Raw genomic sequence first — 26394 nt, 5'->3', positions numbered from 1 at the left:
GTCGGTGACCGCGCATAGACTCGGACCTGTGTTGATCGGTTCCCACGTCCACGGCGATGACCCACTGGCGGCCGCGGCCGCCGACGGCGCCGAGGTGGCGCAGTTCTTCCTCGGCAATCCGCAGAGCTGGAAGAAGCCGAAGCCCCGTGAGGACGCCGAAACGCTGAAATCGTCGTCGATCCCGCTGTATGTCCATGCGCCGTATCTGATCAACGTGGCCTCGGCCAACAACCGGGTGCGTATTCCGTCACGCAAAATCCTGCAGGACACCTGCGATGCCGCCGCTGAGATCGATGCGACGGCCGTGATCGTGCACGGCGGTCATGCCGACGACAACGACATGGAGGCTGGTTTCGAGCGCTGGGTGAAGGCTCTGGCGGCCCTGGAGACCGACGTGCCCGTGTATCTGGAGAACACCGCGGGCGGCGACCATGCGATGGCGCGCCACTTCGAAACCATCGCTCGGCTCTGGGAACGCATCGCCGACACCGGAATCGGGTTCTGCCTCGACACCTGCCATGCCTGGGCGGCCGGTGAGGAGCTGATCGACGCCGTCGAGCGGATCAAGTCCATCACCGGCCGCATTGATCTGGTGCACTGCAACGATTCCCGTGACGCCAAGGGGTCCGGCGCTGACCGGCACGCCAATTTCGGTACGGGCCAGATCGATCCGCAGCTTCTCGTGGCGGTCGTGCAGGCTGCCGATGCGCCGGTGATCTGTGAGACGGCCGACGAGGGCCGCAAGGATGACATCGCCTTCCTCCGCGAGCATTTGAGCTAGCCGTGTGGGCCCGCCGAATCGCCATGTTGGGGGCCTTGTTGTTGGTTGCGGCCTGCGCGCCGTCGGGAGCCGCGGCGGCCCCGTTCACCTCGGGCGCGAGCGTGCACACGATCAACGTCGGCGGCGTCGACCGCGATTACCGGCTGTACATCCCCGCTGGTCTGGCGCCGGCGGCGTCGCTGGTGGTCATGCTGCACGGCTGGACCGGCAGCGCGGAGCAGGCTGAACAGGCCTACGGCTGGAACCAGCTCGCCGACTCTGCCAAGTTCGTGGTCGCGTATCCCGACGGAGTGGGCCGATCGTGGAACTCCGGCGGCTGCTGCGGGGAGGCGAGCCGCGACGGTGTCGATGACGTCGGCTTTATCACCGCGGCAGTCCGTGACGTCGCCGACAATGTGGGCATCGACCCGGCCCGCATCTACGCTGCCGGAATCAGCAACGGCGGCATGATGGCCTACAAATTGGCTTGCAACAGCGCGGTTTTCGCGGCCATTGGGCCGGACGCGGCGACTCAGCTCGACGCGTGCCCGGCGCCGCGCCCGACGTCTGTGCTGCACATCCATGGCACCGATGACCCGCTGATTCGCTACGACGGCGAGCCTGGGACCGCCGTGCCCATCAAGACCCCGACACCGCCGGACGTCAACGCGTTCTGGCGCAGCGTCGATCAATGCCAGCAGCCGGCGACGACGGTCGACGGGGGATTGACGACGTCGATGGCCGACTGCCCCGAAGGGCGCAACGTCGAGCTGATCACGGTGGCCGGCGGTGGCCATGACTGGCCCTCGTTCGCGACCCAGCGGATGTGGGACTTCTTCGCCTCCCATCCGGCTTAGTTTCCCCGGGTCGCTTCGCTCCTGCCCGCCGGATCTAGGTCAGATACACCTTCCGCAGCGTCTCGGTCACCGTCCACACCGTCTTGGTCCCCTCGGTAAGCCGCACCACGTCACCGGCACCGAGCGTGAGCGTCGGGCTCCCGTCGTCGAATTCGACGGTGGCTGCCCCCGAAAGCACCACGAACAGTTCCTCGGCTTCGACGTCGCGCATCACCCCGGGAGTCATCTCCCACACCCCGACCTGTAGCCCCCCGAACTCACCGAGCTCGGCAATACCGGTGTGCGGATCGCCGTCGACGGACTGGTCGGCGGGTACCGGCTCGTGCTCGAGCCACAAGGTGGCGGCGTGGACCTCAGAGTTCGACTTCACCCTGTCCAGCGTGCCATATTACGCATCTTGTGCGACTGTCGAAAAAATGTAACAGTGGTGTCATGTCGGATACGCATGTCGTCACCAACCAGGTTCCGCCGCTGGTGGACCACAACCCGGCGAGCTCACCGGTTCTGATCGAGGCCCTCATTCGAGAGGGCGGCCAATGGGGCATCGATGAGGTCACCGAGGTCGGCGCGCTCTCGGGCAGCGCCCAGGCTCAGCGCTGGGGTGACCTGGCCGACCGCAATCAGCCGATCCTGCACACCCACGACCGCTACGGCTACCGCGTCGACGAGATCGAATACGACCCCGCCTACCACGAGCTGATGCGCACGGCGATTGCCCACGGTCTGCACGCGGCTCCGTGGGCCGATGACCGTCCGGGCGCGCATGTGGTCCGCGCGGCGAAGATGGGCGCGTGGACTTGCGAGCCGGGTCATGTCTGCCCGATCTCGATGACCTACGCCGTCGTCCCCGCGCTGCGTCACAACCCCGAGCTCGCCAAGGTGTACGAGCCGCTGTTGACCAGTCGGCTCTATGACCCCGAACTGACGGTGCCTGCCACCAAGGTCGGCATCACCGCCGGGATGTCGATGACCGAGAAGCAGGGCGGATCCGACGTGCGGGCCGGTACCACGCAGGCCGTCCCAAACGGTGATGGCAGCTACCGTCTCACCGGCCACAAATGGTTCACCTCCGCGGCGATGAGCGACATCTTCCTGGTGCTGGCCCAGGCGTCCGGCGGGCTCAGCTGCTTCATGCTGCCCCGCGTACTGCCCGACGGCACCCGCAACCGAATGTTCTTGCAGCGCTTGAAGGACAAGCTGGGGAACCATGCCAACGCCTCCAGTGAGGTTGAATACGACGGTGCCATCGCATGGCTGGTTGGCGAAGAGGGTCGTGGGGTGCCCACCATCATCGAAATGGTCAACCTCACCCGACTCGACTGCACACTGGGCAGCGCCACCAGCATGCGCAGCGGGCTGACCCGCGCCGTGCACCACGCTCAGCATCGAAAGGCGTTCGGCGCCTACCTGATCGACCAGCCGCTGATGCGCAACGTGATCGCGGATCTGGCCGTCGAGGCCGAGGCGGCCACCATCGTTGCGATGCGGATGGCCGGGGCCACCGACGCCGCCGTTCGCGGTGACGAACGCGAGACGTTGCTGCGCCGGATCGGTCTGGCCGCCGCGAAGTACTGGGTGTGCAAGCGTGCCACCCCGCACGCCGGCGAGGCGATGGAATGCTTGGGCGGCAACGGTTACGCCGAGGAGTCCGGCATGCCTCGGCTCTACCGAGAGGCGCCGCTGATGGGTATCTGGGAAGGCTCGGGCAACGTCAGCGCACTGGACACGTTGCGCGCCATGGCAACTCGGCCCGAGTGCGTTGACGTGCTGTTCGAGGAGCTCGCCACCACCACCGGGCAGGAGGTCCGGCTCGACACCCATGTCGCCGAGTTGCGTGCGGAGCTGGGGAACCTCGAGGCCGTCGAGTACCGCGCCCGTAAGGTCGCAGAGGACATCACCCTGGCACTGCAGGGTTCGCTGCTGGTCCGGCACGGCCACCCCGCCGTCGCCGAAGCGTTCCTGGCCAGCCGGCTCGGTGGCAATTGGGGTGGTGCGTTCGGAACGCTTCCCGTCGGACTCGACCTGGCGCCGATCATCGAGCGCTGCCTGGTCAAGGGATGACCGACCTCAAGACGATGACCTACGAGGTCACCGATCGGGTCGCCCGGATCACCTTCAACCGCCCGGAAAAAGGCAACGCGATCGTGGCCGAGACACCGCTGGAGTTGGCGGCGCTCGTCGAACGAGCCGACCTCGACCCGCAAGTCCACGTGATCCTGGTGTCGGGCCGCGGTGAAGGCTTCTGTGCCGGTTTCGATCTCGGTGCCTACGCTGACGGCTCGTCGTCGGCCGGCGGAGGGGACCGCCAGGGCACCGTCCTCGACGGCAAGACGCAGGCGGTCAATCACAAGCCGGACCGGCCATGGGACCCGATGGTCGACTATCAGATGATGAGCCGGTTTGTGCGGGGTTTCTCCAGCCTGATGCACGCCGACAAGCCGACCGTGGTCAAGATCCACGGCTACTGTGTGGCCGGCGGCACCGATATTGCGCTGCACGCCGACCAGGTGATCGCCGCTGCCGATGCCAAGATCGGCTATCCGCCCACCCGTGTCTGGGGCGTTCCCGCCGCGGGTCTGTGGGCCCACCGGCTCGGCGACCAGCGGGCCAAACGCCTTCTGCTGACCGGGGATTGCATCACCGGTGCGCAGGCCGCCGAGTGGGGTCTTGCGGTCGAGGCGCCGGACCCCGCCGATCTCGACGAGCGCACTGAGCGGCTCGTCGAGCGCATCGCGGCGGTGCCGGTCAACCAGCTGATCATGGTGAAGCTGGCCATGAACACCGCGCTGTACCAGCAGGGCGTGGCGACCAGCCGGATGGTCAGTACCGTGTTCGACGGTATCGCCCGGCATACCCCGGAGGGGCACGCCTTTGTGGCAGACGCTCGCGCGCGAGGCTTTCGCGAAGCGGTACGCCACCGCGACGAGCCGTTCGGCGATCACGGGCGCAGCGCCTCGGGGGTGTGAGCGTGCCGCAGTCGCTGTCGAAGATGACCGCCAGGTCGGTGGTGCTCAGCGTGCTGCTCGGTGCCCACCCGGCGTGGGCCACGTCCGCGGAGATGTTGCAGCTGACATCGGATTTCGGTATCCGTGAGCAGACGCTGCGGGTGGCGCTGACCCGGATGGTCGCAGCCGGCGACCTGGTGCGTTCCGATGACGGATACCGGCTCTCCGACCGGCTGCTCAACCGGCAGCGGCGCCAGGACGACGCGCTCGACCCCCACACCCACGATTGGGACGGCAGCTGGGTCACCCTGGTGATCACCGCGGTCGGAATGGATGCCAGGGCGCGGGCTGCGCTGCGAAACACCCTGCAAATCAAGCGGTTCGGCGAGCTCAGAGAAGGCGTCTGGCTGCGGCCGGACAACCTCGCCGCCGAGTTGCCTGCCGAGGTCACTGACCGGGTGCGGGTGTTGCGTACCCGTGACGAAGACCCGGCGGAGCTGACCCGACGCCTGTGGGATCTTCCCGATTGGGCACGTACCGGCCATCGGCTGCTGGCAGATATGGCGGCCGCTCGTGACGTGCCAGGCCGATTCCGCGCGGCCGCAGCGATCGTGCGGCATCTACTCACCGATCCGGTTCTGCCGGACGAACTGTTGCCGGCGCACTGGCCAGGCGCGGAGCTTCGGAAGATGTACGCAGACTTCGCGACCGAACTGGGCGCGCGGCGAGATGAGGGACGACTGGTGGAGGCGACATGAGTGGCGACAGCGTGTCGGAGGGCAGGAGCGCAGCGACCCGGGAATCGGGATCGGAGGGCAGGAGCGCAGCGACCCGGGAATCGGGATCGGAGGGCAGGAGCGCAGCGACCCGGGAATCGGTCCGGGTGGAACGCAAGGGCGCGGTGACGACGGTGATCCTCGACCGCCCGCACGCCCGCAATGCCGTCGACGGCCCGACCGCGATGGCGTTGTTCAACGCCTTCGAGGAATTCGACCGCGACGAGTCGGCATCGGTGGCCGTGCTCTGGGGCGATCACGGAACTTTTTGCGCCGGAGCTGATCTCAAGGCGATGGGCACACCCGACAGCAATCCGCTCCATCGTCCCCGGGCCGGGTCCGATGTCGCCGGCCCAGCGGCCCCGGGTCCCATGGGGCCTAGTCGGATGGTGTTGTCCAAACCCGTCATCGCCGCGGTCAGCGGCTTCGCCGTGGCGGGCGGCCTGGAGCTGGCGTTGTGGTGCGACCTGCGGGTGGCCGAGCAAGACGCGGTCTTTGGCGTGTACTGCCGGCGGTGGGGGGTGCCACTGATCGACGGCGGCACGGTACGACTGCCCCGGATCATCGGTCACAGCCGGGCGATGGACCTGATCCTGACCGGCCGCGCCGTCGATGCCGACGAGGCGCTCGCTATCGGCCTGGCCAACCGGGTGGTGCCTACCGGGCAGGCCCGCCGGGCGGCCGAGGAGCTGGCGGCCGAGTTGGCGGAGCTACCGCAGCTCTGTCTGCGGTCGGACCGGCTGTCGGCACTGAATCAATGGGGGAACTCCGAAGCCGAGGCCATGGACTTCGAGTTCGGTAGCCTGTCGCGGGTCGCCGCCGAGTCACTCGCCGGGGCAGCGCGATTCGCTGAGGGCGCCGGCCGGCACGGGGCTCCCGCATAATCCCGCGTCGCTTCGCGACCGGCCTGCCGGAAGGCTTAACGACTAAGAGGTCTTGTTGAGAGTGTTGCCCGACCCGAGGTTGTTGACTTTCGGCTCGCCCTTGTAGTTGATGGTGTTGTTGAGGCCGACGACCGACAGTTCTTTGTCGACCTTGTCGAAGGTGATCTTGTTGTCGGCGCCGCCGATGTTCACCGTCGCGCAGGAACCCTTGACCGTCAACGTGTTGTTCGAGCCTCCGACGTTGAGCGACTTGCCGTCGGCACAGTCGATCTCCGCCGTGGTGCCGAACGAGCCGTAGTTGATGGTGTTGCCCACTTCGACCTGAGCTCCCGACTGTGCGGCCGTGGGGGACTTGCCGTCCGTGCTGGTGGATCCGCAGCCGGCCAGGGCAAGAGCGGCGAGAACGCCCACACCGGCGATCAGGGTCGGGGAGTGCATGAGTGTTTCCTTTGGTCCTACGCCGGAACGCGGTCGATCCGGTTCGTCATATCTCATTCGCGTCCACGGTCGAGGACGGCGGGATCGCCGGTCTTGTCCGGAACTGCCCGTTCATGAACAACGTCGACCCATTGCAGTCGACGGTCTGCATGATGCAGACGGGTGCGCAGCGGCGGTGTCCCCAGCTCACCGGCATGCCCTCTCTTTCCGCGAACCTGTGTTGGAGCCTACGTGGCGGCAGGTCGGTCAACTAGAGTTCTTCGTCGATCCACCATTGAAGGGCCTGTGATGACAATTCAGCCGGAACCGGCGTCGGCGGGCGGTCGGTCGCGCCCCGGCAGCCGGTCGTCGGCGAGGTCAGCCAAACTCAGCCGCGACGTCATCGTCAATGCGGCGTTGACGTTCCTGGACCGTGACGGCTGGGACGGACTCACCATCAATGCACTGGCCACCCAGCTGGGCACGAAAGGGCCGTCGCTGTACAACCACGTGCACAGCCTGGACGACCTGCGCCGGACCGTCCGCATGCACGTCATCGAGGACATCCTGCAGATGCTGTCCGCCGTGGGGCAGGGCCGCACCCGCGACGACGCCGTGATGGCGATGGCCAGCGCGTATCGCAGTTATGCCCACCACCACCCGGGCCGCTATTCGGCGTTCACCCGCATGCCGCTCGGTGGTGACGACCCGGAGTTCACCGCCGCGACGCACGCCGCGGCCGCACCGGTCATCGAGGTGCTGATCTCCTACGGCCTGGCCGGCGACGACGCGTTCTATGGCGCGCTGGAATTCTGGGCGGCGCTCCACGGGTTCGTGCTGCTGGAGATGACGGGTGTGATGGACACCGTCGATACCGATGCGGTGTTCTCCGACATGGTGCTGCGGCTGGCCACGGGCATGGCGCAGCGCAACCCAGCACTCGGCTGAGCCGGTGCTTAGGGGAGGTTGATATCCGGGCCGTCGGGAACCGACACCGACATTCACGCGTTGACCTGCAGTAAGGCGCCGTACACCGAGTTTGGAGGGGCGTGCCGCGCCTGGTATCGTAGAAGCTCGTGCCTGGCCGTAAGGGGCGCAAGCGGGGACGCATGCGCGCACGCCGGGCCAATTCGCATGTCCAGTATGCATCGGATTTACCTGGTGCGCAGTGAGTGCGACACGCCCGGCAGCGGGGTACGCGGCGGGGTGAAAACAGCAGTACAGAGACTTAAAAACCGCCGAAAGACGGACGAGAGATAGAAAGCCGGTAGATGCCAACCATTCAGCAGCTGGTCCGCAAGGGTCGCACGGACAAGGTCGCGAAGGTGAAGACCGCGGCCCTCAAGGGCAGCCCGCAGCGCCGCGGTGTGTGCACCCGCGTGTACACGACCACCCCGAAGAAGCCGAACTCGGCACTTCGCAAGGTCGCGCGCGTGAAGCTGACAACCGGCGTCGAGGTGACCGCCTACATCCCCGGTGAGGGCCACAACCTGCAGGAGCACTCGATGGTGCTGGTGCGCGGCGGTCGTGTGAAGGATCTCCCCGGCGTTCGCTACAAGATCATCCGCGGCTCGCTGGACACCCAGGGTGTCAAGAACCGCAAGCAGGCCCGTAGCCGTTACGGCGCGAAGAAGGAGAAGAGCTGATGCCGCGCAAGGGTCCCGCGCCGAAGCGCCCGTTGGTCAACGATCCGGTCTACGGGTCGCAGCTGGTTACCCAGCTGGTCAACAAAGTCCTGCTGGACGGGAAGAAATCACTGGCAGAACGCATCGTCTACGGTGCGCTCGAGCAGGCTCGCGACAAGACCGGCACCGATCCGGTCGTCACCCTCAAGCGCGCTCTCGACAACGTCAAGCCCGCCCTCGAGGTGCGCAGCCGTCGTGTCGGTGGCGCCACCTACCAGGTGCCCGTCGAGGTTCGCCCGGATCGCTCCACCACGCTGGCCCTGCGCTGGCTGGTCAGCTTTTCCAAGGCGCGCCGCGAGAAGACCATGATCGAGCGGCTGGCCAACGAAATCCTCGACGCCAGCAATGGCCTGGGTGCTGCCGTCAAGCGGCGCGAGGACACCCACAAAATGGCCGAGGCGAACCGGGCCTTCGCGCACTACCGCTGGTGATTGCACTGGCCGGCTGCATGCGCAGAGGCCCGCGTGCGGTGGCCATTAATACAGCGAACGACAGAAGCGAAAGAGTGGGAATTTAGCCGTGGCACAGGACGTGCTGACTGACCTGAACAAGGTCCGCAATATCGGCATCATGGCGCACATCGATGCCGGCAAGACGACGACGACCGAGCGCATCCTCTACTACACCGGTATCAGCTACAAGATCGGTGAGGTGCACGACGGTGCCGCCACGATGGACTGGATGGAGCAGGAGCAGGAGCGGGGTATCACGATCACCTCGGCTGCAACCACCTGCTTCTGGAACGGCAACCAGATCAACATCATCGACACCCCGGGTCACGTCGACTTCACCGTCGAGGTGGAGCGCTCGCTGCGCGTGCTCGACGGTGCCGTTGCCGTGTTCGACGGCAAAGAGGGTGTGGAGCCGCAGTCCGAGCAGGTCTGGCGGCAGGCCGACAAGTACGACGTTCCGCGTATCTGTTTCGTCAACAAGATGGACAAGATCGGCGCGGACTTCTACTTCTCGGTGAAGACGATGGAAGACCGGCTCGGTGCCAACGTCATCCCGATCCAGATCCCGATCGGCTCCGAGGGTGACTTCGAGGGCGTCGTCGACCTGGTCGAGATGAAGGCCAAGGTCTGGCGCGGCGAGACCAAGCTCGGTGAGACCTACGAGACCATCGAGATCCCGGCCGATCTGCAGGACAAGGCCGACGAGTATCGCACCAAGCTGCTTGAAGCTGTCGCCGAGACTGACGAAGCGCTGCTGGAGAAGTATTTCGGTGGCGAGGAACTCTCGATCGAGGAGATCAAGGGCGCGCTGCGCAAGCTGACCATCAGCTCGACGGCGTACCTGGTGCTGTGCGGTAGCGCGTTCAAGAACAAGGGCGTGCAGCCCATGCTCGACGCCGTGATCGACTACCTGCCGTCGCCGCTGGACGTGCCGGCCGCCGTGGGTCACGCTCCTGGCAAGGAGGACCTCGAGGTCATCCGCAAGCCGTCGACCGACGAGCCGTTCTCGGGCCTGGCGTTCAAGGTCGCCACGCACCCGTTCTTCGGCAAGCTCACCTACGTCCGGGTGTACTCGGGCAAGGTCGACTCGGGCGCCCAGGTCATCAACGCCACCAAGGGCAAGAAGGAGCGGCTGGGCAAGCTGTTCCAGATGCACTCGAATAAGGAGAATCCCGTCGAGACCGCTTCGGCCGGCCACATTTATGCGGTCATCGGCCTGAAGGACACCACCACCGGCGACACCTTGAGCGACCCGAACAATCAGGTTGTGCTGGAGTCGATGACGTTCCCCGATCCCGTTATCGAGGTCGCCATCGAGCCCAAGACCAAGAGCGACCAGGAGAAGCTGAGCCTCTCCATCCAGAAGCTCGCCGAAGAGGATCCGACCTTCAAGGTGCACCTGGACCAGGAGACCGGCCAGACCGTCATCGGCGGCATGGGCGAGCTGCACCTGGACATCCTGGTGGACCGGATGCGCCGCGAGTTCAAGGTCGAGGCCAACGTCGGCAAGCCGCAGGTGGCCTACAAAGAGACCATCAAGCGTCCCGCCACCAACGTCGAGTTCACGCACAAGAAGCAGACCGGCGGTTCGGGTCAGTTCGCGAAGGTGCTCATCAACCTGGAGCCCTTCGTCGGCGAGGACGGTGCGACCTACGAGTTCGAGAACAAGGTCACCGGTGGCCGCATCCCGCGTGAGTACATCCCGTCGGTGGATGCCGGTGCGCAGGACGCCATGCAGTACGGCGTGCTGGCCGGCTATCCGCTGGTGAACGTGAAAGTCGTGCTGCTCGACGGTGCGTACCACGACGTCGACTCGTCGGAAATGGCCTTCAAGATCGCTGGCTCCCAGGTGCTGAAGAAGGCTGCCGCGATGGCGCAGCCGGTCATCCTGGAACCGATCATGGCCGTCGAGGTCACCACACCCGAGGACTACATGGGTGACGTGATCGGCGACCTGAACTCCCGCCGTGGTCAGATCCAGGCCATGGAGGAGCGCAGCGGTGCGCGCGTCGTCAAGGCGCAGGTTCCGCTGTCGGAGATGTTCGGCTACGTCGGCGACCTCCGGTCGAAGACGCAGGGCCGGGCTAACTACTCCATGGTGTTCGATTCGTACGCCGAAGTTCCGGCGAACGTGTCGAAGGAGATCATCGCGAAGGCGACGGGTCAGTGAACGAACTGAACGGCCCATTAGGGTTGGGCCAGTAAGTCCGTCGTTTTCGGACCAACACAACTGAAGAAATCAACACTGCTTAACCAAAGCAACAACAAGTCCAGGAGGACACAGAAGTGGCGAAGGCGAAGTTCGAGCGGACGAAGCCGCACGTCAACATCGGGACCATCGGTCACGTTGACCACGGCAAGACCACGCTGACTGCAGCAATCACCAAGGTTCTGCACGATAAGTACCCGACGCTGAACGAGTCGCGCGCATTCGACCAGATCGACAATGCGCCCGAGGAGCGTCAGCGCGGTATCACCATCAACATCTCCCACGTGGAGTACCAGACCGAGAAGCGTCACTATGCACACGTCGACGCCCCCGGTCACGCTGACTACATCAAGAACATGATCACCGGTGCCGCCCAGATGGACGGTGCAATCCTCGTGGTCGCCGCCACTGACGGTCCGATGCCGCAGACCCGCGAGCACGTGCTGCTGGCCCGCCAGGTCGGCGTCCCCTACATCCTGGTGGCGCTGAACAAGGCCGACATGGTCGACGACGAAGAGCTCCTCGAGCTCGTCGAGCTGGAGGTCCGTGAACTGCTGGCCGCCCAGGAGTTCGACGAGGAAGCCCCGGTCATTCAGGTGTCCGCACTCAAGGCTCTCGAGGGCGACCCGAAGTGGGTCAAGTCGGTCGAAGAGCTGATGGACGCCGTCGACGAGTCGATCCCGGACCCCGTCCGCGACACCGACAAGCCGTTCCTGATGCCCGTCGAGGACGTCTTCACGATCACCGGCCGCGGCACCGTGGTCACCGGTCGTGTCGAGCGTGGCGTGATCAACGTGAACGAGGAAGTCGAGATCGTCGGCATCAAGCCGACCGTCACGAAGACCACGGTCACCGGTGTGGAGATGTTCCGCAAGCTGCTCGACCAGGGCCAGGCCGGCGACAACGTCGGTCTGCTGGTTCGCGGTGTCAAGCGCGAGGACGTCGAGCGTGGCCAGGTTGTGGTCAAGCCCGGCACCACCACCCCGCACACCGAGTTCGACGGCAGCGTCTACATCCTGTCGAAGGACGAGGGCGGCCGCCACACGCCGTTCTTCAACAACTACCGTCCGCAGTTCTACTTCCGTACCACGGATGTGACCGGCGTTGTGACCCTCCCCGAGGGCACTGAGATGGTGATGCCCGGTGACAACACCGACATCTCCGTCAAGCTGATCCAGCCCGTCGCCATGGACGAAGGCCTGCGATTCGCGATCCGCGAAGGTGGCCGTACCGTCGGCGCCGGCCGGGTTACCAAGATCCACAAGTGATCTGACCTAGTACCGCGAAGCGGCGCTCACCTTTCCGGTGGGCGCCGCTTTTCGTTTGCGCCGAGCCACCGCCCTTTCGCTGCTTGCCCAGACCAACGTTTCGCCGGGAAACTGCACGACCATCGCGTCATTTCGTCGATCTCGGCGTTGAAAATTGGGATCGGTAGTGCCACGTCGGTGCGCTACTCTTCACCCGAAAGCACTGGTCAAGGGCAAATGAGGAGTAACGACATGTTGGGGCGATATCTCAAAGCGCAATTGACAGTGTTGTTGTTCGGCGGTCTGGTCGGACCGATCTTTCTGATCGTCTATTTCGCCCTCGGCCCGTTTGCGCGGCCATATATCGGGTGGATGTTCTGGGTCGGTCTGCTCATCACCGCCGGTGACGTGTTGGCCGCGCTGTGGCTGACCAACGCCGGGGTGAAATCGGCGGCCCGGCACGACGAACTCAGCCAGCGCGGGGTTTTGGTGCTGGCTCAGATCACCGGAATCTCGGACACCTCCTGGTTTGTCAACGATCAGCAGATGATCAAGGTGAACCTGCACTTCGAGGTGCCCGGGTATCAGGGGTTCGATACACAGGAGACCATGGCCTCCAGCCCGACCCGGATGCAGATCCTCAACGCCCACAAACTGGTCGCCCTGGTCGAGCCCGGTACGCAGAAGTACGAAATTGATTGGAACGCCAGCGCTTTGATCGCAGGCGTGGTGCCTGCCCAGTTCACCCTCGCCGAGGACGGCAAGACCTACGACCTGCGGGGCCAGGCCAGGCCGCTGATGGAGATCATGCAGATCCTGCGTGCTAATGGCGTTCCGATGAACGGCTCCATCGACATTCGGTCCAATCCGGCTGTGCGCCAGCAAGTGATGGACGTCGTCCGCCGGGCCGCTGCGTCCGGACAATCCGCCGCGTCCGCACCCGCGGCTGCACCACCGCCGCCGCCGGCACCGCCAGCGTATGTGCCGCCGCCGGCGCCACAGGTGTCCACCGCGCAGCGGCTGCAGGAGCTGGAGACGCTGCGGGCGACAGGCACGATCACCGACGCCGAATACGCCACCAAAAGGCAGCAGATTCTGTCGGATCTCTAGCGCCTGTTCCGCGCGTCCGGTCCATGGGACGGTTCCTAGAACACGTTTCAATTGGCTTGCTAGCCTGACGTGAGCTGACCGAAAGGACCATTGATGACAACATCGTCGGGGACGCTCGAAGGACGAGTGGCATTCGTAACCGGGGCCGCTCGCGGCCAGGGTCGCGCCCACGCGGTTCGGCTGGCCCGCGAGGGCGCCGACGTCATCATCTCCGATATCAGCGCGACGGTCAGCGACACGATTCCCTATCCTGGCACCACGCCCGACGACCTCCGCGAGACGGCGCGGTTGGTGGAGGCCGAGGGACGCAAGGTGCTGGCCCGTGAGGTCGACATCCGCGACGACGCCGCGCTGCGCCAGCTGGTGTTCGACGGTGTAGAACAGTTCGGCCGGCTCGACATCCTGGTGGCCAATGCCGGTGTGCTGTCCTGGGGCCGGCTGTGGGAGCTGACCGACGAGCAATGGAACACCGTCATCGACGTCAACCTGACCGGCACCTGGCGCACGCTGCGCGCCGTCGTCCCGGCCATGATCGATGCGGGCAACGGCGGTTCGATCATCGTGGTGAGTTCGTCGGCCGGCGTGAAGGCCACTCCCGGAAACAGCCATTACGCCGCGTCCAAGCACGGCTTGACCGCTCTGACGAATTCACTTGCGCTGGAGGCCGGGGAGTATGGCATCCGGGTCAACTCCATCCACCCGTACTCGGTGGCTACTCCGATGACCGAAAACGACGCCATGATGGGCGTTTTCGCCGCGCACCCCAGCTTCCTGCACGGCTTCTCGCCGATGCCCTACCTCCCGACCGGCCAGGGCGCGACGGGCAAGCTGTCCGACTTCATGAATGTCGACGAGGTGGCCGACGTGGTGGTGTGGCTGGCCAGTGACAACTCTGCCACTCTGTCCGGCTCGCAGATCAACGTCGACCGCGGCGTGATGAAGTACTAGCTCGGACTCAGCCCGGGAGAACCAACACCGGAACGGGGCTGTGCCGCATGATCTTCGAGCCGCGCGACCCCAGGAACACCCGAGCGATGTCGTCGCGCGGGGAGGTGCCCAGTGCCAAGAGCTCGCCGTCCTCCCAGTCGGCGGCATCCAGGGCCTGATCCCAGCCATTGCCGCTGACCACTTGCAGCAGTGCATCGTCATCCACCACGCCGTCGGCGCGCAGCTGCGCGAGCGCCTCGCGGGCATGCGCCTCCCAGGCGGCCAGAATCGAATCCTCCGCGTGCAGGCCGACTTCCGGGGGGTACATTGTGCGGCCGCGCACCGCAAAGGTGATCACCCGCAGTGGCACCTCGAACTGCCGGGCCAGCTCAGCGACCCGCGCGACCACTGACGCCGCCTCCGGTGTACCCGGGTAGCCGCACGTGATCCGGGTCAGCCGCGGAGTGCGGGTGCTTCGATACCCGCGCGGGGCGATCGCCAGCGGCACCGGCGCCGAGTGCAACAGCCGGTCGGCGGTTGATCCCACCACGACCTGACCCAGCTGGCCATTGGCTGACGAGCCCAGCACCAACAGCTGGGCTTTGAGTTCTTCGGCCACCTCGATGAGCCCGCCTGACACCGAGCGGTGGGCGTGGCCGTGGTAGGCGACGTCGACGCCGTCGGACAAGGTGCCCAGATAGCGTTGGGCTTCTTTAGCCGAGTCCGCGGCGAGTTGGTCTGCCCACGCGGCATATTCGGCGTCGATGCGGGCCGGTGACGGTGTGGTCCACGGTTTGGGCACGATGGTGGCCACGGTCAGTGAGGTGTGCAGTGTGCGCGCCGCGCCGAGCGCCAGGCTCAGCGGCGCGGTCCCGCTCTTGCCGGCGAGATAGCCGACGACGACCGTCATGACGGGTCCTGCGGCGGCTTGACGACCTCTACGTCGTCGACTCCCGCTGCGGCACTGGCGATTACACCGCCGTCACGGCCGTTGAGCGCGCTGTGGTGACGACCCCAGACGAAGTAGAACACCAGAACCACAGCGACCCAGCCGGAGAACGCGATCCACGTGTACCAGTGCAGGCTGTAGAGGATGTAGCTGCAGGCCAGCACTGACAGCACCGGTGTCACCGGATAACCGGGCACCTTGAAGCCGCGGGGCAGGTCGGGTTCGCGCACCCGCAGAAGAATCACCCCGACCGAGACGACGATGAACGCGACCAGCGTGCCGATCGACACCATGTCGGCCAGGTAGCTCAGCGGGATGACACCGGCGAGGATGCTGACCACGATGGCCACGATGATCGTGTTGTTGACCGGAGTCATGCTGCGCGGGTTGACTTTTGCGAACATCGGCGGCAGCAGCCCGTCGCGGCCCATGGCGAACAGGATGCGGGTCTGCCCGTACAGCGTTATCAACGTCACCGAGAAGATGGAGATGACCGCCCCGGCGGCCAGCACTGTGCCCCAGTAGTGGGCGCGGGTGACGTTGTCCAGGATGGTGGCCAGCCCCGCCTCCTGGCCCTCGAAACCGGTCCACTCTTGGGCGCCCAGGGCGGCGATGGTGACCAGGATGTAGACCGTCGTCACCGTCACCAGTGCGGCGAGAATGGCACGAGGCATGGTCTTCTGCGGGTTCTTCACCTCGTCGCCTGCGGTGGAGACGGCGTCGAGGCCGATGTAGGAGAAGAAGATCGTTCCGGCGGCCGAGCCAATTCCCGCGGCACCCAGTGGTGCGAAATTGGCGAAGTGGTCGACGTCGAAGGCGGTGAACGCGACCACCGAGAACATCACCAACACGCCGAGCTTGATCAGCACCATGATGGTGTTCACCTTGGCGGACTCGCTGGCGCCGCGGATCAGCAACAAGGCACACATGACGACCAGGAACACCGCGGGCAGGTTGATGATCCCAGGTGCGTCATCCCACGGGGCTGCCGAAATCGCTTGAGGCAGATGGTGTCCAAGGAAGTTGTCGAGAAGCTTGTTGACATATTGACTCCAGCCGACGGCCACGGCGGCGGTCGAGACCCCGTATTCGAGCAGTAGGCAGGCGGCCACTCCCATCGCGACGACTTCGCCGAGCGTGGTGTAGGCGTAGGAGTAGGTGGAGCCGGAAACGGGGACCGCCGAGGCCAGTTCGGCATAGCAGACAGCCGCCAGGCCGGCCGCGATGCCTGCGATGAGGAACGAGACGACGACGCCGGGCCCGGCTTGGGGAACCGCCTCCGACAGGACGAAGAAGATGCCGGTGCCGACGGTGGACCCGACGCCGAACATGGTCAGCTGGAACGTGCCGATGGTTCGCTTGAGGTGATCCGAGGCGCCGTGTGCGACCGGGGCGCCGAGGACGGGTCGCCGGCGCAACATCTGTTCAGTCAAATTGATCGACGGGGCAGTCATGTGCGCCTCCTGGGGTCGGGCGAGATCAGCTGATTATGAGCCTGCCCTGGCCAGTACGCTCGCGAACTGCTCAACCGCCCAGTCGATCTCCTCGGCGGTGATCACCAGCGGCGGAGCGAAGCGCAATGTCGAGCCGTGGGTGTCCTTCACCAGCACACCGCATTCGGCTAGCGCCACGCTGAGTTGCTTGCCGGTCCCCAGGCGCGGGTCGATGTCGACGCCGGCCCATAGGCCCATGCCACGCACCGCCAGAACACCGTGGCCGAGCAACGACCGCAGCCGTGCATGTAGATGCAGGCCGAGTTCTGCTGAGCGGGTTTGGAATTCACCACGGCGCAGGATGTCGACCACGGTGGAGCCGATGGCCGCGGCCAGTGGGTTGCCGCCGAACGTCGAGCCGTGTTCGCCGGGGTGGAGGACGCCGAGGATGTCGCGGTCGGCGACCACCGCGGACAGGGGCAGGACGCCTCCGCCGAGGGCCTTTCCCAGCAGGTAGATGTCGGGCACCACACCCCAGTGCTCGCAGGCGAAGGTGTGACCGGTGCGGGCCAGGCCGGACTGGATCTCGTCGGCGATCAGCAGCACATGGCGCTGGGTGCAGACCTGGCGCAGCCTGGGCAGGTAGTCGTCGGGTGGGACGATGATCCCGGCCTCGCCCTGGATCGGTTCGACGAGCACCGCGACGGTGTGCTCGTCCACCGCGGCCGCGACTGCGTCGGCGTCACCGAAGGGCACGGACCGGAATCCCGGCGTGAAGGGACCGAACCCGCCACGGGCGGAGGCATCGGAGGAGAAGCTGACGATGCTGATCGTGCGGCCGTGGAAGTTGTTGTCGGCCACAATGATATTGGCCGTGCCCTCGGCCACACCCTTGACGTCGGTGCCCCATTTGCGAGCGACCTTGAGACCGCTTTCCACCGCCTCTGCGCCGCTGTTCATCGGCAGCACCATGTCTTTGTTGCACAGTCCGGCCAGTGCCGCGCAGAACGGCCCGAGCTGATCGGAGTGGAATGCCCGACTGACCAATGTCACCGCATCGAGTTGCCGGTGGGCGGCGGCGACGATCTCGTCGTTGCGGTGGCCGAAGTTGACGGCAGAATAGGCGGCCAGGCAGTCCAGGTAGCGACGGCCTTCGACGTCGGTGATCCATGCGCCGTGGGCGCTGGCAGCCACCACCGGAAGCGGCGAATAGTTGTGGGCAGCGTAGGTGTTGTCCAGGGCGATGGCCTCTGTGGTCAACCCTGTAGTGGCTTCTCTTCTGATCTCGGCCATGGTCATGGAAACACCTCCAGCGTGCAACATTTCACCGAACCGCCGCCCTTGAGCAGCTCGGAGAGGTCGACGCCGATGGGATGGAAGCCCGCGCGGTCGAGCTGCTGGGCGAAACCGGTGGCCTGCGCGGGGTGTACGACATGCTTGCCGTCGGAGACCGCGTTGAGGCCCAGCACATAGGCATCGGTGCTGGCGACCTCGATGGCGTCGGGGAACAGTTCGCGCAACCGGGTGCGGGCATCGTCGGTGAAGGCCGGCGGGTAGTAGCCGATCGTGGTTTCGTCGAGCACCGTCAACGCGGTATCGAGATGGTAGAAGCGCGGGTCCACGAGTTCAAGGGAGACCACGGGCATGCCCGTGATGCTGGCGACCTCGGCGTGCGCTTGCGGTTGTGTGCGAAAACCGGTGCCGGCCAGAATCGTTGAGCCGACGACCAGAAGATCGCCCTGCCCTTCGTTGACGTGGCGGGTGGCGACGGGATGGTGTCCGTGCTCATCCATCCAGTTGGCGTAGGCGACCGACTCGCCCTGTCGCTCGGCGTGCTTGAACCGGGCGACGATCGCCACGCCGTTGATGATCAGTCCGGCGTTGGCGGCATAGACCATGTCCGGCAGACCGGGGACCGGGTCGACGACGTCGACGGTGTGGCCCAGCCGGCGATAGGTGTCCCGCAGGTTCTGCCACTGGGCGACGGCACGCTCGACGTCGACCGGCGTGCTGATGTCCATCCACGGGTTGATGGCGTATTCGACAGTGAAGAACGTCGGAGGGGTCATGGCGTAGTGGCGAAGTCGCTGGCGGCGCGGTGTCCTCGTTGACTCAGCGGCGACATCTGGGGATATCGTCATGAAATCAACGATAGAAGGGCACTTGTACGCAATCAATCAATAGTCATTGCGTGTCTATGATCGATTTATTGCGTCAAGACGAACATCGTATTGATTTGTTGTGTATGAGGAGGAGTTGTCGATGGACCGGTTGGACGAGACCGACGAGCGCATCCTCGCCGAGCTCGCCGAGCACGCCCGTGCCACGTTCGCTGAGATCGGGGCGCGGGTGAATCTCTCGGCGCCGGCGGTCAAACGCCGGGTCGATCGGATGCTCGACAACGGTGTCATCCGCGGGTTCACCACCGTCATCGATCGCAGCGCGCTGGGATGGAACACCGAAGCCTACGTCCAGGTGTACTGCCACGGCACGATCGCGCCGGATCAGTTGCGCGCGGCCTGGATTGACATCCCCGAGATCATCAGTGCCGCAACCGTCACCGGTACCGCCGATGCCATCCTTCATGTGCTGGCTCGGGACATGCGCCATCTGGAGGCCGCCCTAGAACGCATTCGCTCCAGCGCCGACGTTGAACGCAGCGAAAGTATCGTGGTGTTGTCCAACCTGATCGACCGGTCACCGGCCTGATGGCCGTCTAACCAGTCGGTTGGGAACGGCAGGCTGACGCGCACTTCGCTGCGGTGATCGTGTAAGAAAGCCAACGTGAGCACGAGCGAAAACGGCATTCTGATCATCGGTGGCGGGCTGGCGGCCACCCGAGTTGCCGAACAGTTGCGCAAGTCGGAGTACTCCGGGCCGGTCACCATCGTCAGCGACGAGGTGCACCTGCCCTATGACCGTCCGCCGCTTTCGAAGGACGTGCTGCACGCCGATCTCGACGACGTCGCGCTCAAGCCTGCCGAGTTCTACACCGAGAACAACATCACCATGCAACTGGGCAGCGCGGTCGTCTCGCTGGACACCGCCGCGCAGACCGTCACGCTGGCTGACGGCGCGGTGCTGGGCTACGACGAGCTGGTGATCGCGACGGGCTTGGTGCCCAAGCGTATTCCGTCGTTCCCTGACCTGGAGGGCATCCGGGTGCTCCGCTCGTTCGACGAGGCGTTGGCGCTGCGCACCCACGCTGCGTCGGCGAAGAACGCGGTGATCATCGGTGCCGGCTTCATCGGCTGCGAGGTCGCGGCGAGCCTGCGCAAACTGGGCGTTGACGTGGTCTTGGTCGAGCCCCAGCCGGCGCCGCTGGCCTCGGTGCTGGGCGAGCAGGTCGGGAACCTGGTAACGAGGCTGCACCGTGCCGAGGGCGTGGACGTGCGCACCGGCATCGGCGTGGCCGAGGTGCGCGGGGAAGACGGCCACGTGACCGCGGTGGTGCTGTCCGACGGCGCCGAGGTGCCCGCCGACCTGGTGGTCGTCGGCATCGGGTCCCGGCCGGCCACCGACTGGCTCGACGGCAGCGGTGTCGCTGTCGACAACGGCGTGGTCTGCGACGAGACGGGGCGCACCAGCGCTCCCAACGTGTGGGCGCTCGGCGATGTCGCGTCGTGGCGCGACGCCACCGGACATCAAGCCCGCGTTGAGCATTGGAGCAATGTCGCCGAGCAGGCCCGTGTCATCGTCCCGTCGATGCTGGGCCAGGAGGCGCCGTCGGTGATCGTCGTGCCGTACTTCTGGAGCGACCAGTACGACGTCAAGATCCAGTGCCTGGGTGAGCCGGAGGCCACCGACATCGTGCACATCGTCGAGGACGACGGCCGCAAGTTCCTGGCGTTCTACGAGCGGGACGGCGTGGTGGCCGGCGTGGTGGGCGGCGGCATGCCGGGCAAGGTCATGAAGACCCGCGCCAAGATCGCCAGCGGCGCCCCGATCGCCGACGTCCTCGGCTAGGTTCTCGCCGATTCAGCGGACGTCCAGGTCGTCGAGTCCGTGTGCGACGACGTCGAAGGCGTCCCCGAGCGCCTGGGGCAGTGACACAGACTCGTTGGCCAGCCAGTACTCGTAGGCCGACAGTGCAACGCCGAGCATCAGCCATGCGACCGACTGGGGGACCAGGTCACCCGTCTTGCCGCCGGTGCGTGCCGCCACGAAGTCCGAGACGACTCCGCGCCAGCCGGCGTACATGGTCATCGAGTGGGCCTGCAACTCGGCGGTTTGCAGGATCACGCGCATCCGCTGGCGGTGTCGTTCGGTTTCCGACTCGTCAAATGTGTTGAACGCCAGCAAGGCTGAGCGCAGCGCCGCGCTGACGGGTTCTGCCGCGTCTGCTGTGTCGAACAGAGTGCGGAAGTGCTCCAAGTGGGCATCGAAGTCGCCCCAGGGGATGGCGTTCTTCGACGGGTAGTAGCGAAACAGCGTGCGGCGGGCGATGCCCGATGCCGCGGCCACGTCGTCGACGCTCACTGAGCCGAACCCATAGTTCGCGAACAGGTCGAGCGCCACGTCGGTGATGTGGTCCTGGGTGGTGGAGCGCCGCCGGCCCACGCGGGCCCCGCCGGAACCCGCCGAACCACTTGTCATCGATCCACCCCTTTCTTTTCGGCACTCGATGCCATATTCTTGCGATCTCGATCACAATTGTCGAGAACCTGGGCCGAAGAAAGGGTGCTTTTCATGGAGCCGAGCCACGCAAATGAGACCGAGACCGAATTGGTGACCGAGACGCTGGTCGAAGAGGTCTCCATCGACGGGATGTGCGGGGTCTACTGACCGTGCCCGCCCACGCTGTGGGCGATCCGGCTGTGGCCGGGTCGGACTTCGACCCGGCGCTCAGCTGGCGTCTGCATCCGCAGGTGGCTGTGCGCCCGGAGCCCTTTGGCGCACTGCTGTACCACTTCGGCACCAGGAAGCTGTCGTTCTTGAAGAACCGCACCATCCTCGCCGTTGTGAACTCGCTGTCCGAACACCCCGACGCGCGCTCCGCCCTGCGGGCCGCCGGGGTCGATGAGCCCGACGAGGCGCCTTATTTGCACGCATTGAGCGTGCTGGTGACCTCGAACATGTTGATCTACAAGGATTCCCAATGACTTCGGTGGCACCGGTACCCCGATTGATCGAACAGTTCGAGCGTGGCCTCGACGCACCGATCTGCCTGACCTGGGAGCTGACCTACGCCTGCAATCTGGCGTGCGTGCACTGCCTGTCCTCCTCGGGCAAGCGCGACCCCCGCGAGCTGTCCACTCGCCAGTGCATGGACATCATCGATGAGCTCGAGCGCATGCAGGTCTTCTACGTCAACATCGGTGGCGGGGAACCGACTGTGCGCCCGGACTTTTGGGAGCTCGTCGACTACGCGACAGCCCACCATGTCGGGGTGAAGTTCTCCACCAACGGTGTACGCATCACCCCCGAGGTGGCGGCACGGCTGGCCGCCAGCGACTACGTTGACGTCCAGATCTCGCTGGATGGCGCCACCGCCGAGGTCAACGACGCCGTCCGGGGATCAGGCTCCTTCGACATGGCCACCCGCGCGCTGGAAAACCTGACCGCCGCCGGCTTCAAGGACGCCAAGATCTCGGTGGTCGTCACCCGGCACAACGTCGACCAACTCGACGAATTCAAGTCGCTCGCCGACCGCTACGGCGCGACCCTGCGCATCACCCGGTTGCGTCCCTCCGGACGCGGAGCCGACGTGTGGGACGAACTGCATCCCACCCCCGAACAACAGGTGACGCTCTACAACTGGCTGGTGGCCAAGGGCGAGCGCGTTCTGACCGGTGACTCGTTCTTTCACCTGTCCGGCCTCGGCGCCCCCGGCGCACTGGCGGGTCTGAACATGTGTGGCGCCGGGCGGGTGGTGTGTCTGATCGACCCCGTCGGTGACGTCTACGCCTGCCCGTTTGCCATCCACGACCGCTTCCTGGCCGGAAATGTGGTGCGCGAGGGCGGTTTTGACAACGTGTGGAAGTATTCGCCGCTGTTCACCGAGCTGCGCGAGCCGCAGTCGGCCGGCGCCTGCGGCAGCTGCGGGCACTACGACGCATGCCGGGGCGGCTGCATGGCTGCCAAGTTCTTCACCGGCCTGCCGCTGGATGGTCCCGATCCCGAGTGCGTCGAGGGTTACGGGACGCCGGCCCTGGCCACCGACCGGGACAAGCCCCGCCCGAGCGCCGACCACTCCCGGGGCAAGCCGATCATGCTGACCTTGTCCACCAGGCCCCCGGCCAAACCCTGCAACGAAAGTCCGATCTAGTCATGGCACGCGACACCTGGTTCGAAACGGTCGCTATCGCGCAGGAGCGCGCGAAGAAGCGGCTCCCCAAGTCCGCGTACGGCGCGCTCATCGGCGGCAGTGAAAAGGGGCTCACTGTCAATGGCAACAACGAGGCCTTCGACGAGCTCGGCTTCGCACCGCACGTCATCGGCGCCCTCGAAAAGCGCGACATGGCAACCACTGTCATGGGACAAGACATTTCGCTTCCAGTCCTGATCTCGCCGACCGGCGTGCAGGCCGTGCACCCCGACGGTGAAGTCGCCGTCGCGCGCGCGGCCGCGGCCCGCAACACCGCGATGGGGCTGTCCTCGTTTGCCAGCAAGCCGATCGAAGAGGTCGTCGCGGCGAACCCGAAGACGTTCTTCCAGATTTACTGGCTGGGCGACCGGGACGCGATCGCGGCCCGCGCCGAGCGCGCCCGCGCCGCCGGGGCCGTCGGTCTCATCGTGACCACCGACTGGAGCTTCAGTCATGGGCGCGACTGGGGCAGTCCGAAGATCCCGGAGAAGATGGATCTCAAGACCATGATCAAGATGAGCCCCGAGGCCGTGACGAGGCCGCGGTGGTTCCTGGAGTGGGCCAAGACCCTGCGTCCGCCGGCGCTGTCGGTGCCCAATCAGGCGGCCAAGGGTGAGGCCGGTCCGCCGTTCTTCGACGCCTACGGCCAGTGGATGGGCACACCCCCGCCGACCTGGGACGACATCGCCTGGCTGCGTGATCTGTGGGGTGGCCCCTTCATGCTTAAGGGCGTCATGCGTGTCGACGATGCCAAACGCGCTGTAGACGCGGGTGTTTCGGCGATCTCGGTGTCCAACCACGGCGGCAACAACCTTGACGGCACCCCGGCCTCGATCCGCGCACTGCCCGCTATCTCGGCGGCGGTCGGCGACCAGATCGAGGTGCTGCTGGACGGCGGCGTCCGCCGGGGCAGTGACGTGATCAAGGCGCTGGCGCTCGGGGCCCGCGCGGTCATGATCGGCCGGGCCTACCTGTGGGGCCTGGCCGCCAACGGGCAGGCCGGGGTGGAGAACGTCCTCGACATCTTGACCGGCGGTATCGACTCGGCCCTGCGCGGGCTCGGGAAGGCTTCGATTCACGACCTGACAGCCGAGGACATTCTGGTGCCGGACGGCTTCGTCCGGGCACTCGGAGTGCCGAAGTAAGGCGTGCGCTGATCCTGGCGTAAGCGAGGTTGTGGTGCTGGCGTGACTGACGGGACGGCGGTAAACCCTCTGGTGGGCCGGGCGGTCCCGAATGCGAAAGAAATCCGTCCTGTCCTCGAACAATTGGCGCACGGCAGGTGAATTCGGCCTACCATCACCGCGTGGCTTTCCGGCGCGAGTTGGGCAACTCGACATCGAGTCAACTTCGCGGCACCTCGCCAACGATCTTGATTCCCGTCGGCTCGACCGAACAGCACGGTCCGCACCTTCCGCTGGACACCGACACCCGCATCGCCACCGCGGTGGCCCGTACCGCCACCGAGGGCCTCAACGGCTCCGATCAAGATCAGTATCTGTTGGCGCCCGCGATCGCCTACGGCGCCTCAGGTGAGCATGAGGGCTTCCCGGGGACGGTGTCGATCGGCACCGCGGCGCTGACGGCAGTCCTGCTCGAGTACGGCCGCTCGGCCTGCGGCTGGGCCGGCCGGATCGTGTTCGTCAACGGCCACGGCGGCAATGTCGAGGCGATGCGCTCGGCGGTGCGCCTGCTGCGCGACGAGGGCCGTGACGCCACCTGGTGCCCGTGCATCGCCGAGGGCGGCGACGCCCATGCCGGCCATACGGAAACGTCTGTATTGCTACATATTTCACCTGCGGACGTGCAGACTGACGTCTGGTGTAGCGGGAACGGGGCGCCACTGGCTACCCTTTTGCCGCAGATGCGTGTCGGGGGGGTGGCCGCGGTTAGTGAGGTGGGCGTGTTGGGTGACCCGACGACGGCGACTCCGATGGAGGGTGCGCGCATCTTCGAGCAGATGGTCGCGGACTGTTCGCGACGCGTCGCTCAGTGGCGCCCGGCCGCTGACGGGATGTTGACATGACCCAGCCTCGGCTGCCCGACGGGTTTGCCGTACAGGTCGACCGCCGCGTGCGCACGCTCGCGGCGGGCTCCGCTCTGCTTGGCGGTTCACCGACCCGGCTGCTGCGGCTGGCGCCCGCCGCCCAGATTCTGCTGGACGGCGGCCGCCTGGAGGTTCGCGACGCCGTGAGCGCTCAACTGGCCCGCACCCTGCTCGATGCCACCGTCGCCCATCCGCGCCCGGCCGGGGGTCCGTCGCATCGCGACGTCACCGTGGTGATCCCGGTACGCGACAACCCGTTTGGGCTCTATCGCCTGGTGATGTCTCTGCGGGGCATGCGCGTGGTGGTCGTCGACGACGGTTCGCAAACGCCGGTGCAGCCGAGCGATTTCACCGGAGCACGCTGCGACGTCGAGGTTTTGCGTCATCCGCGCAGCAAAGGTCCGGCCGCGGCCCGCAATACCGGGATGGCTGCGTGCACAACGGATTTCGTTGCGTTTCTAGACTCCGACGTGGTGCCGCGCAGGGGCTGGCTGGAGGCGCTGCTTGGGCACTTCTGCGACCCCGCCGTTGCCCTTGTCGCTCCCCGCATCGTGGGGTTGGGGCACAGCGATCAGCTGATCGCCCGGTACGAAGCCGTCCGTTCGTCGCTGGATCTCGGTGAGCGTGAGGCGCCGGTGATGCCCTACGGCCCGGTGTCCTACGTGCCGAGTGCGGCGATCATCTGCCGACGGGCCGCGCTGCTGGACATGGGCGGCTTCGACGAGACCCTGCCCTCCGGTGAAGACGTCGACCTGTGCTGGCGGCTCATCGAGTCCGGTTCCCGGTTGCGCTACGAGCCGATCGCGTTGGTCGCCCACGAGCACCGCACAGAAATGCGAGAGTGGCTGGGCCGCAAGGCTTTCTACGGAAGCTCCGCCGCCCCTTTGTCTATCCGCCATCCCGACAAGACCGCGCCGGTGGTGATCTCCGCGTGGAGCCTTTTGGTGTGGCTGTTGATGGCGCTGGGGTCGATGTCGGGCTACCTGGCGTCTCTGGTCTTCGCGGGAGTGACCGCGCGGCGAACCGCCAAGGCGATGCAGAACACCGATGCTGGGATCTTCGACGTGGTGATCCTGGCCCTGCGTGGCATTGGTGCGGCCGCCCTGCAGTTGTCGGCGGCGGTGTGCCGCCACTACTGGCCGCTGGCTCTGGTCGCGGCCCTGATGTCCCGCCGGTGTCGGCAGGCGGTCTTGGTGGCCGCGGTGCTCGACGGGGTGAAGGACTGGATCACCCGCAACCCGAGCAACGACGTCGAGGGCAAACCCATCGGGCTGTTCGCGTATCTTTTGCTCAAACGCCTGGACGATCTGGCCTACGGTGCCGGCCTGTGGACCGGGGTGGTCCGGGAGCGCACCTTGCGGCCGCTGAAGCCGCAGATCAAAACCTGAC

At 65.9% G+C, this 26394-nt stretch carries 28 protein-coding genes; 21 read left to right on the top strand and 7 right to left on the bottom strand.

Translation table 11 applies throughout. The annotated features are described in order from the left end of the window. Positions 1–28 precede the first annotated feature (28 nt). Together CG716_RS20710 and CG716_RS20705 are read left to right on the top strand one after the other, a co-directional pair. Complete coding sequence (locus CG716_RS20710) at positions 29–781, top strand: deoxyribonuclease IV (RefSeq protein WP_094482990.1); 753 nt, start codon at positions 29–31, stop codon at positions 779–781. Between the two features lie 23 nt (positions 782–804). Further along, positions 805–1617, top strand: coding sequence for a CE1 family esterase (locus CG716_RS20705; protein WP_094483020.1), 813 nt, complete (start codon positions 805–807; stop codon positions 1615–1617). A 34-nt stretch (positions 1618–1651) separates the two neighbouring features. On the opposite strand, the gene CG716_RS20700 is transcribed toward CG716_RS20705, so the two are convergent. Then, positions 1652–1987: a cupin domain-containing protein gene (locus CG716_RS20700; protein WP_094482989.1), complete on the bottom strand. Its 336-nt coding sequence runs from the start codon at positions 1985–1987 to the stop codon at positions 1652–1654. Positions 1988–2049: 62 nt separating this feature from the next. Here CG716_RS20700 and CG716_RS20695 point away from each other — a divergent pair, with 62 nt between their 5' ends. Genes CG716_RS20695 through CG716_RS20680 form a run of 4 tightly spaced genes read left to right on the top strand, consistent with a single transcriptional unit; the run spans position 2050 to position 6222 of the window. Further along, positions 2050–3678 (top strand): acyl-CoA dehydrogenase family protein, encoded by a 1629-nt coding sequence (locus tag CG716_RS20695; protein WP_094482988.1) that lies wholly within the window; start codon positions 2050–2052, stop codon positions 3676–3678. Beyond that, the gene (locus CG716_RS20690; protein ID WP_094482987.1) at positions 3675–4583 is read left to right on the top strand and encodes a crotonase/enoyl-CoA hydratase family protein; all 909 of its coding nucleotides are present in this window, start codon (positions 3675–3677) and stop codon (positions 4581–4583) included. Before CG716_RS20695 ends, CG716_RS20690 begins: the two co-directional genes overlap by 4 nt. A gap of 23 nt (positions 4584–4606) precedes the next feature. Beyond that, on the top strand, positions 4607–5320 hold the full coding sequence (locus tag CG716_RS20685; protein WP_094483019.1) for a PaaX family transcriptional regulator C-terminal domain-containing protein: 714 nt from the start codon (positions 4607–4609) through the stop codon (positions 5318–5320). Next, positions 5317–6222: a crotonase/enoyl-CoA hydratase family protein gene (locus CG716_RS20680; protein WP_094482986.1), complete on the top strand. Its 906-nt coding sequence runs from the start codon at positions 5317–5319 to the stop codon at positions 6220–6222. Before CG716_RS20685 ends, CG716_RS20680 begins: the two co-directional genes overlap by 4 nt. Positions 6223–6264: 42 nt before the next feature. Here the strand turns inward: CG716_RS20680 and CG716_RS20675 are convergent, their stop codons facing one another. After that, a complete protein-coding gene (locus tag CG716_RS20675) occupies positions 6265–6660 on the bottom strand; it encodes a DUF3060 domain-containing protein (protein WP_094482985.1) in 396 nt (131 codons plus the stop codon). Positions 6661–6948: 288 nt separating this feature from the next. On the opposite strand from CG716_RS20675, the gene CG716_RS20670 reads away from it, so the two are divergent. From CG716_RS20670 to CG716_RS20640, 7 genes are all read left to right on the top strand, one after another. Further along, the gene (locus CG716_RS20670) at positions 6949–7587 is read left to right on the top strand and encodes a TetR/AcrR family transcriptional regulator (protein WP_094482984.1); all 639 of its coding nucleotides are present in this window, start codon (positions 6949–6951) and stop codon (positions 7585–7587) included. 323 nt (positions 7588–7910) lie between these two features. Beyond that, positions 7911–8285, top strand: coding sequence for a 30S ribosomal protein S12 (gene rpsL, locus CG716_RS20665; protein WP_036343468.1), 375 nt, complete (start codon positions 7911–7913; stop codon positions 8283–8285). Further along, positions 8285–8755: a 30S ribosomal protein S7 gene (gene rpsG / locus CG716_RS20660; protein WP_003881868.1), complete on the top strand. Its 471-nt coding sequence runs from the start codon at positions 8285–8287 to the stop codon at positions 8753–8755. The genes rpsL and rpsG overlap by 1 nt, the downstream gene beginning before the upstream one ends. Before the next feature lie 88 nt (positions 8756–8843). After that, positions 8844–10946, top strand: coding sequence for an elongation factor G (gene fusA, locus CG716_RS20655; protein WP_094482983.1), 2103 nt, complete (start codon positions 8844–8846; stop codon positions 10944–10946). Positions 10947–11062: 116 nt separating this feature from the next. Continuing rightward, on the top strand, positions 11063–12253 hold the full coding sequence (tuf, locus tag CG716_RS20650) for an elongation factor Tu (RefSeq protein ID WP_094482982.1): 1191 nt from the start codon (positions 11063–11065) through the stop codon (positions 12251–12253). A gap of 231 nt (positions 12254–12484) precedes the next feature. Next, a complete protein-coding gene (locus CG716_RS20645) occupies positions 12485–13342 on the top strand; it encodes an SHOCT domain-containing protein (protein WP_094482981.1) in 858 nt (285 codons plus the stop codon). A 93-nt stretch (positions 13343–13435) separates the two neighbouring features. Then, positions 13436–14290, top strand: a complete 855-nt coding sequence (locus tag CG716_RS20640; protein WP_094482980.1) for a mycofactocin-coupled SDR family oxidoreductase — start codon at positions 13436–13438, stop codon at positions 14288–14290. Positions 14291–14297: 7 nt separating this feature from the next. Here CG716_RS20640 and CG716_RS20635 read toward each other — a convergent pair whose 3' ends face one another. From CG716_RS20635 to ddaH, 4 genes are read right to left on the bottom strand one after another with little or no spacing between them, the layout of a single operon-like run. After that, the gene (locus CG716_RS20635; protein WP_094482979.1) at positions 14298–15179 is read right to left on the bottom strand and encodes a universal stress protein; all 882 of its coding nucleotides are present in this window, start codon (positions 15177–15179) and stop codon (positions 14298–14300) included. Beyond that, entirely contained in the window at positions 15176–16672 is a 1497-nt protein-coding gene (locus CG716_RS20630) for an amino acid permease (protein WP_094482978.1), read from the bottom strand. Before CG716_RS20630 ends, CG716_RS20635 begins: the two co-directional genes overlap by 4 nt. A gap of 33 nt (positions 16673–16705) precedes the next feature. Then, positions 16706–17950, bottom strand: coding sequence for an ornithine--oxo-acid transaminase (gene rocD / locus CG716_RS20625; RefSeq protein WP_094482977.1), 1245 nt, complete (start codon positions 17948–17950; stop codon positions 16706–16708). Next, complete coding sequence (gene ddaH, locus CG716_RS20620; protein ID WP_094482976.1) at positions 17947–18792, bottom strand: dimethylargininase; 846 nt, start codon at positions 18790–18792, stop codon at positions 17947–17949. Before ddaH ends, rocD begins: the two co-directional genes overlap by 4 nt. 121 nt (positions 18793–18913) lie before the next feature. Here ddaH and CG716_RS20615 point away from each other — a divergent pair, with 121 nt between their 5' ends. Next, a complete protein-coding gene (locus CG716_RS20615; RefSeq protein WP_094483018.1) occupies positions 18914–19360 on the top strand; it encodes an Rv2324 family transcriptional regulator in 447 nt (148 codons plus the stop codon). A gap of 75 nt (positions 19361–19435) precedes the next feature. Beyond that, entirely contained in the window at positions 19436–20617 is a 1182-nt protein-coding gene (locus tag CG716_RS20610; RefSeq protein ID WP_094482975.1) for an NAD(P)/FAD-dependent oxidoreductase, read from the top strand. A 12-nt stretch (positions 20618–20629) separates the two neighbouring features. Here the strand turns inward: CG716_RS20610 and mftR are convergent, their stop codons facing one another. After that, positions 20630–21247, bottom strand: a complete 618-nt coding sequence (gene mftR, locus CG716_RS20605; protein ID WP_094482974.1) for a mycofactocin system transcriptional regulator MftR — start codon at positions 21245–21247, stop codon at positions 20630–20632. A 93-nt stretch (positions 21248–21340) separates the two neighbouring features. Here mftR and mftA point away from each other — a divergent pair, with 93 nt between their 5' ends. The 6 genes from mftA (at position 21341) to mftF (ending at position 26393) form a co-directional block, all read left to right on the top strand. Next, complete coding sequence (mftA, locus tag CG716_RS20600; RefSeq protein ID WP_094482973.1) at positions 21341–21436, top strand: mycofactocin precursor MftA; 96 nt, start codon at positions 21341–21343, stop codon at positions 21434–21436. After that, entirely contained in the window at positions 21421–21753 is a 333-nt protein-coding gene (gene mftB / locus CG716_RS20595; RefSeq protein ID WP_207760728.1) for a mycofactocin biosynthesis chaperone MftB, read from the top strand. The genes mftA and mftB overlap by 16 nt, the downstream gene beginning before the upstream one ends. Next, entirely contained in the window at positions 21750–22919 is a 1170-nt protein-coding gene (gene mftC / locus CG716_RS20590; protein ID WP_094482972.1) for a mycofactocin radical SAM maturase, read from the top strand. Before mftB ends, mftC begins: the two co-directional genes overlap by 4 nt. A gap of 2 nt (positions 22920–22921) precedes the next feature. Then, the gene (gene mftD / locus CG716_RS20585) at positions 22922–24103 is read left to right on the top strand and encodes a pre-mycofactocin synthase MftD (protein ID WP_094482971.1); all 1182 of its coding nucleotides are present in this window, start codon (positions 22922–22924) and stop codon (positions 24101–24103) included. Positions 24104–24240: 137 nt separating this feature from the next. Next, on the top strand, positions 24241–24984 hold the full coding sequence (mftE, locus tag CG716_RS20580) for a mycofactocin biosynthesis peptidyl-dipeptidase MftE (protein ID WP_094482970.1): 744 nt from the start codon (positions 24241–24243) through the stop codon (positions 24982–24984). Continuing rightward, entirely contained in the window at positions 24981–26393 is a 1413-nt protein-coding gene (gene mftF, locus CG716_RS20575) for a mycofactocin biosynthesis glycosyltransferase MftF (RefSeq protein ID WP_094482969.1), read from the top strand. Before mftE ends, mftF begins: the two co-directional genes overlap by 4 nt. Position 26394: the final 1 nt, after the last annotated feature.

The sequence above is a fragment of the Mycolicibacterium sphagni genome (assembly GCF_002250655.1).
Classification (GTDB): Bacteria; Actinomycetota; Actinomycetes; order Mycobacteriales; family Mycobacteriaceae; genus Mycobacterium; species Mycobacterium sphagni.
The sequence above is the reverse complement of the archived record's forward strand: the minus strand, read 5'-3'. Positions and strand labels throughout refer to the sequence as shown.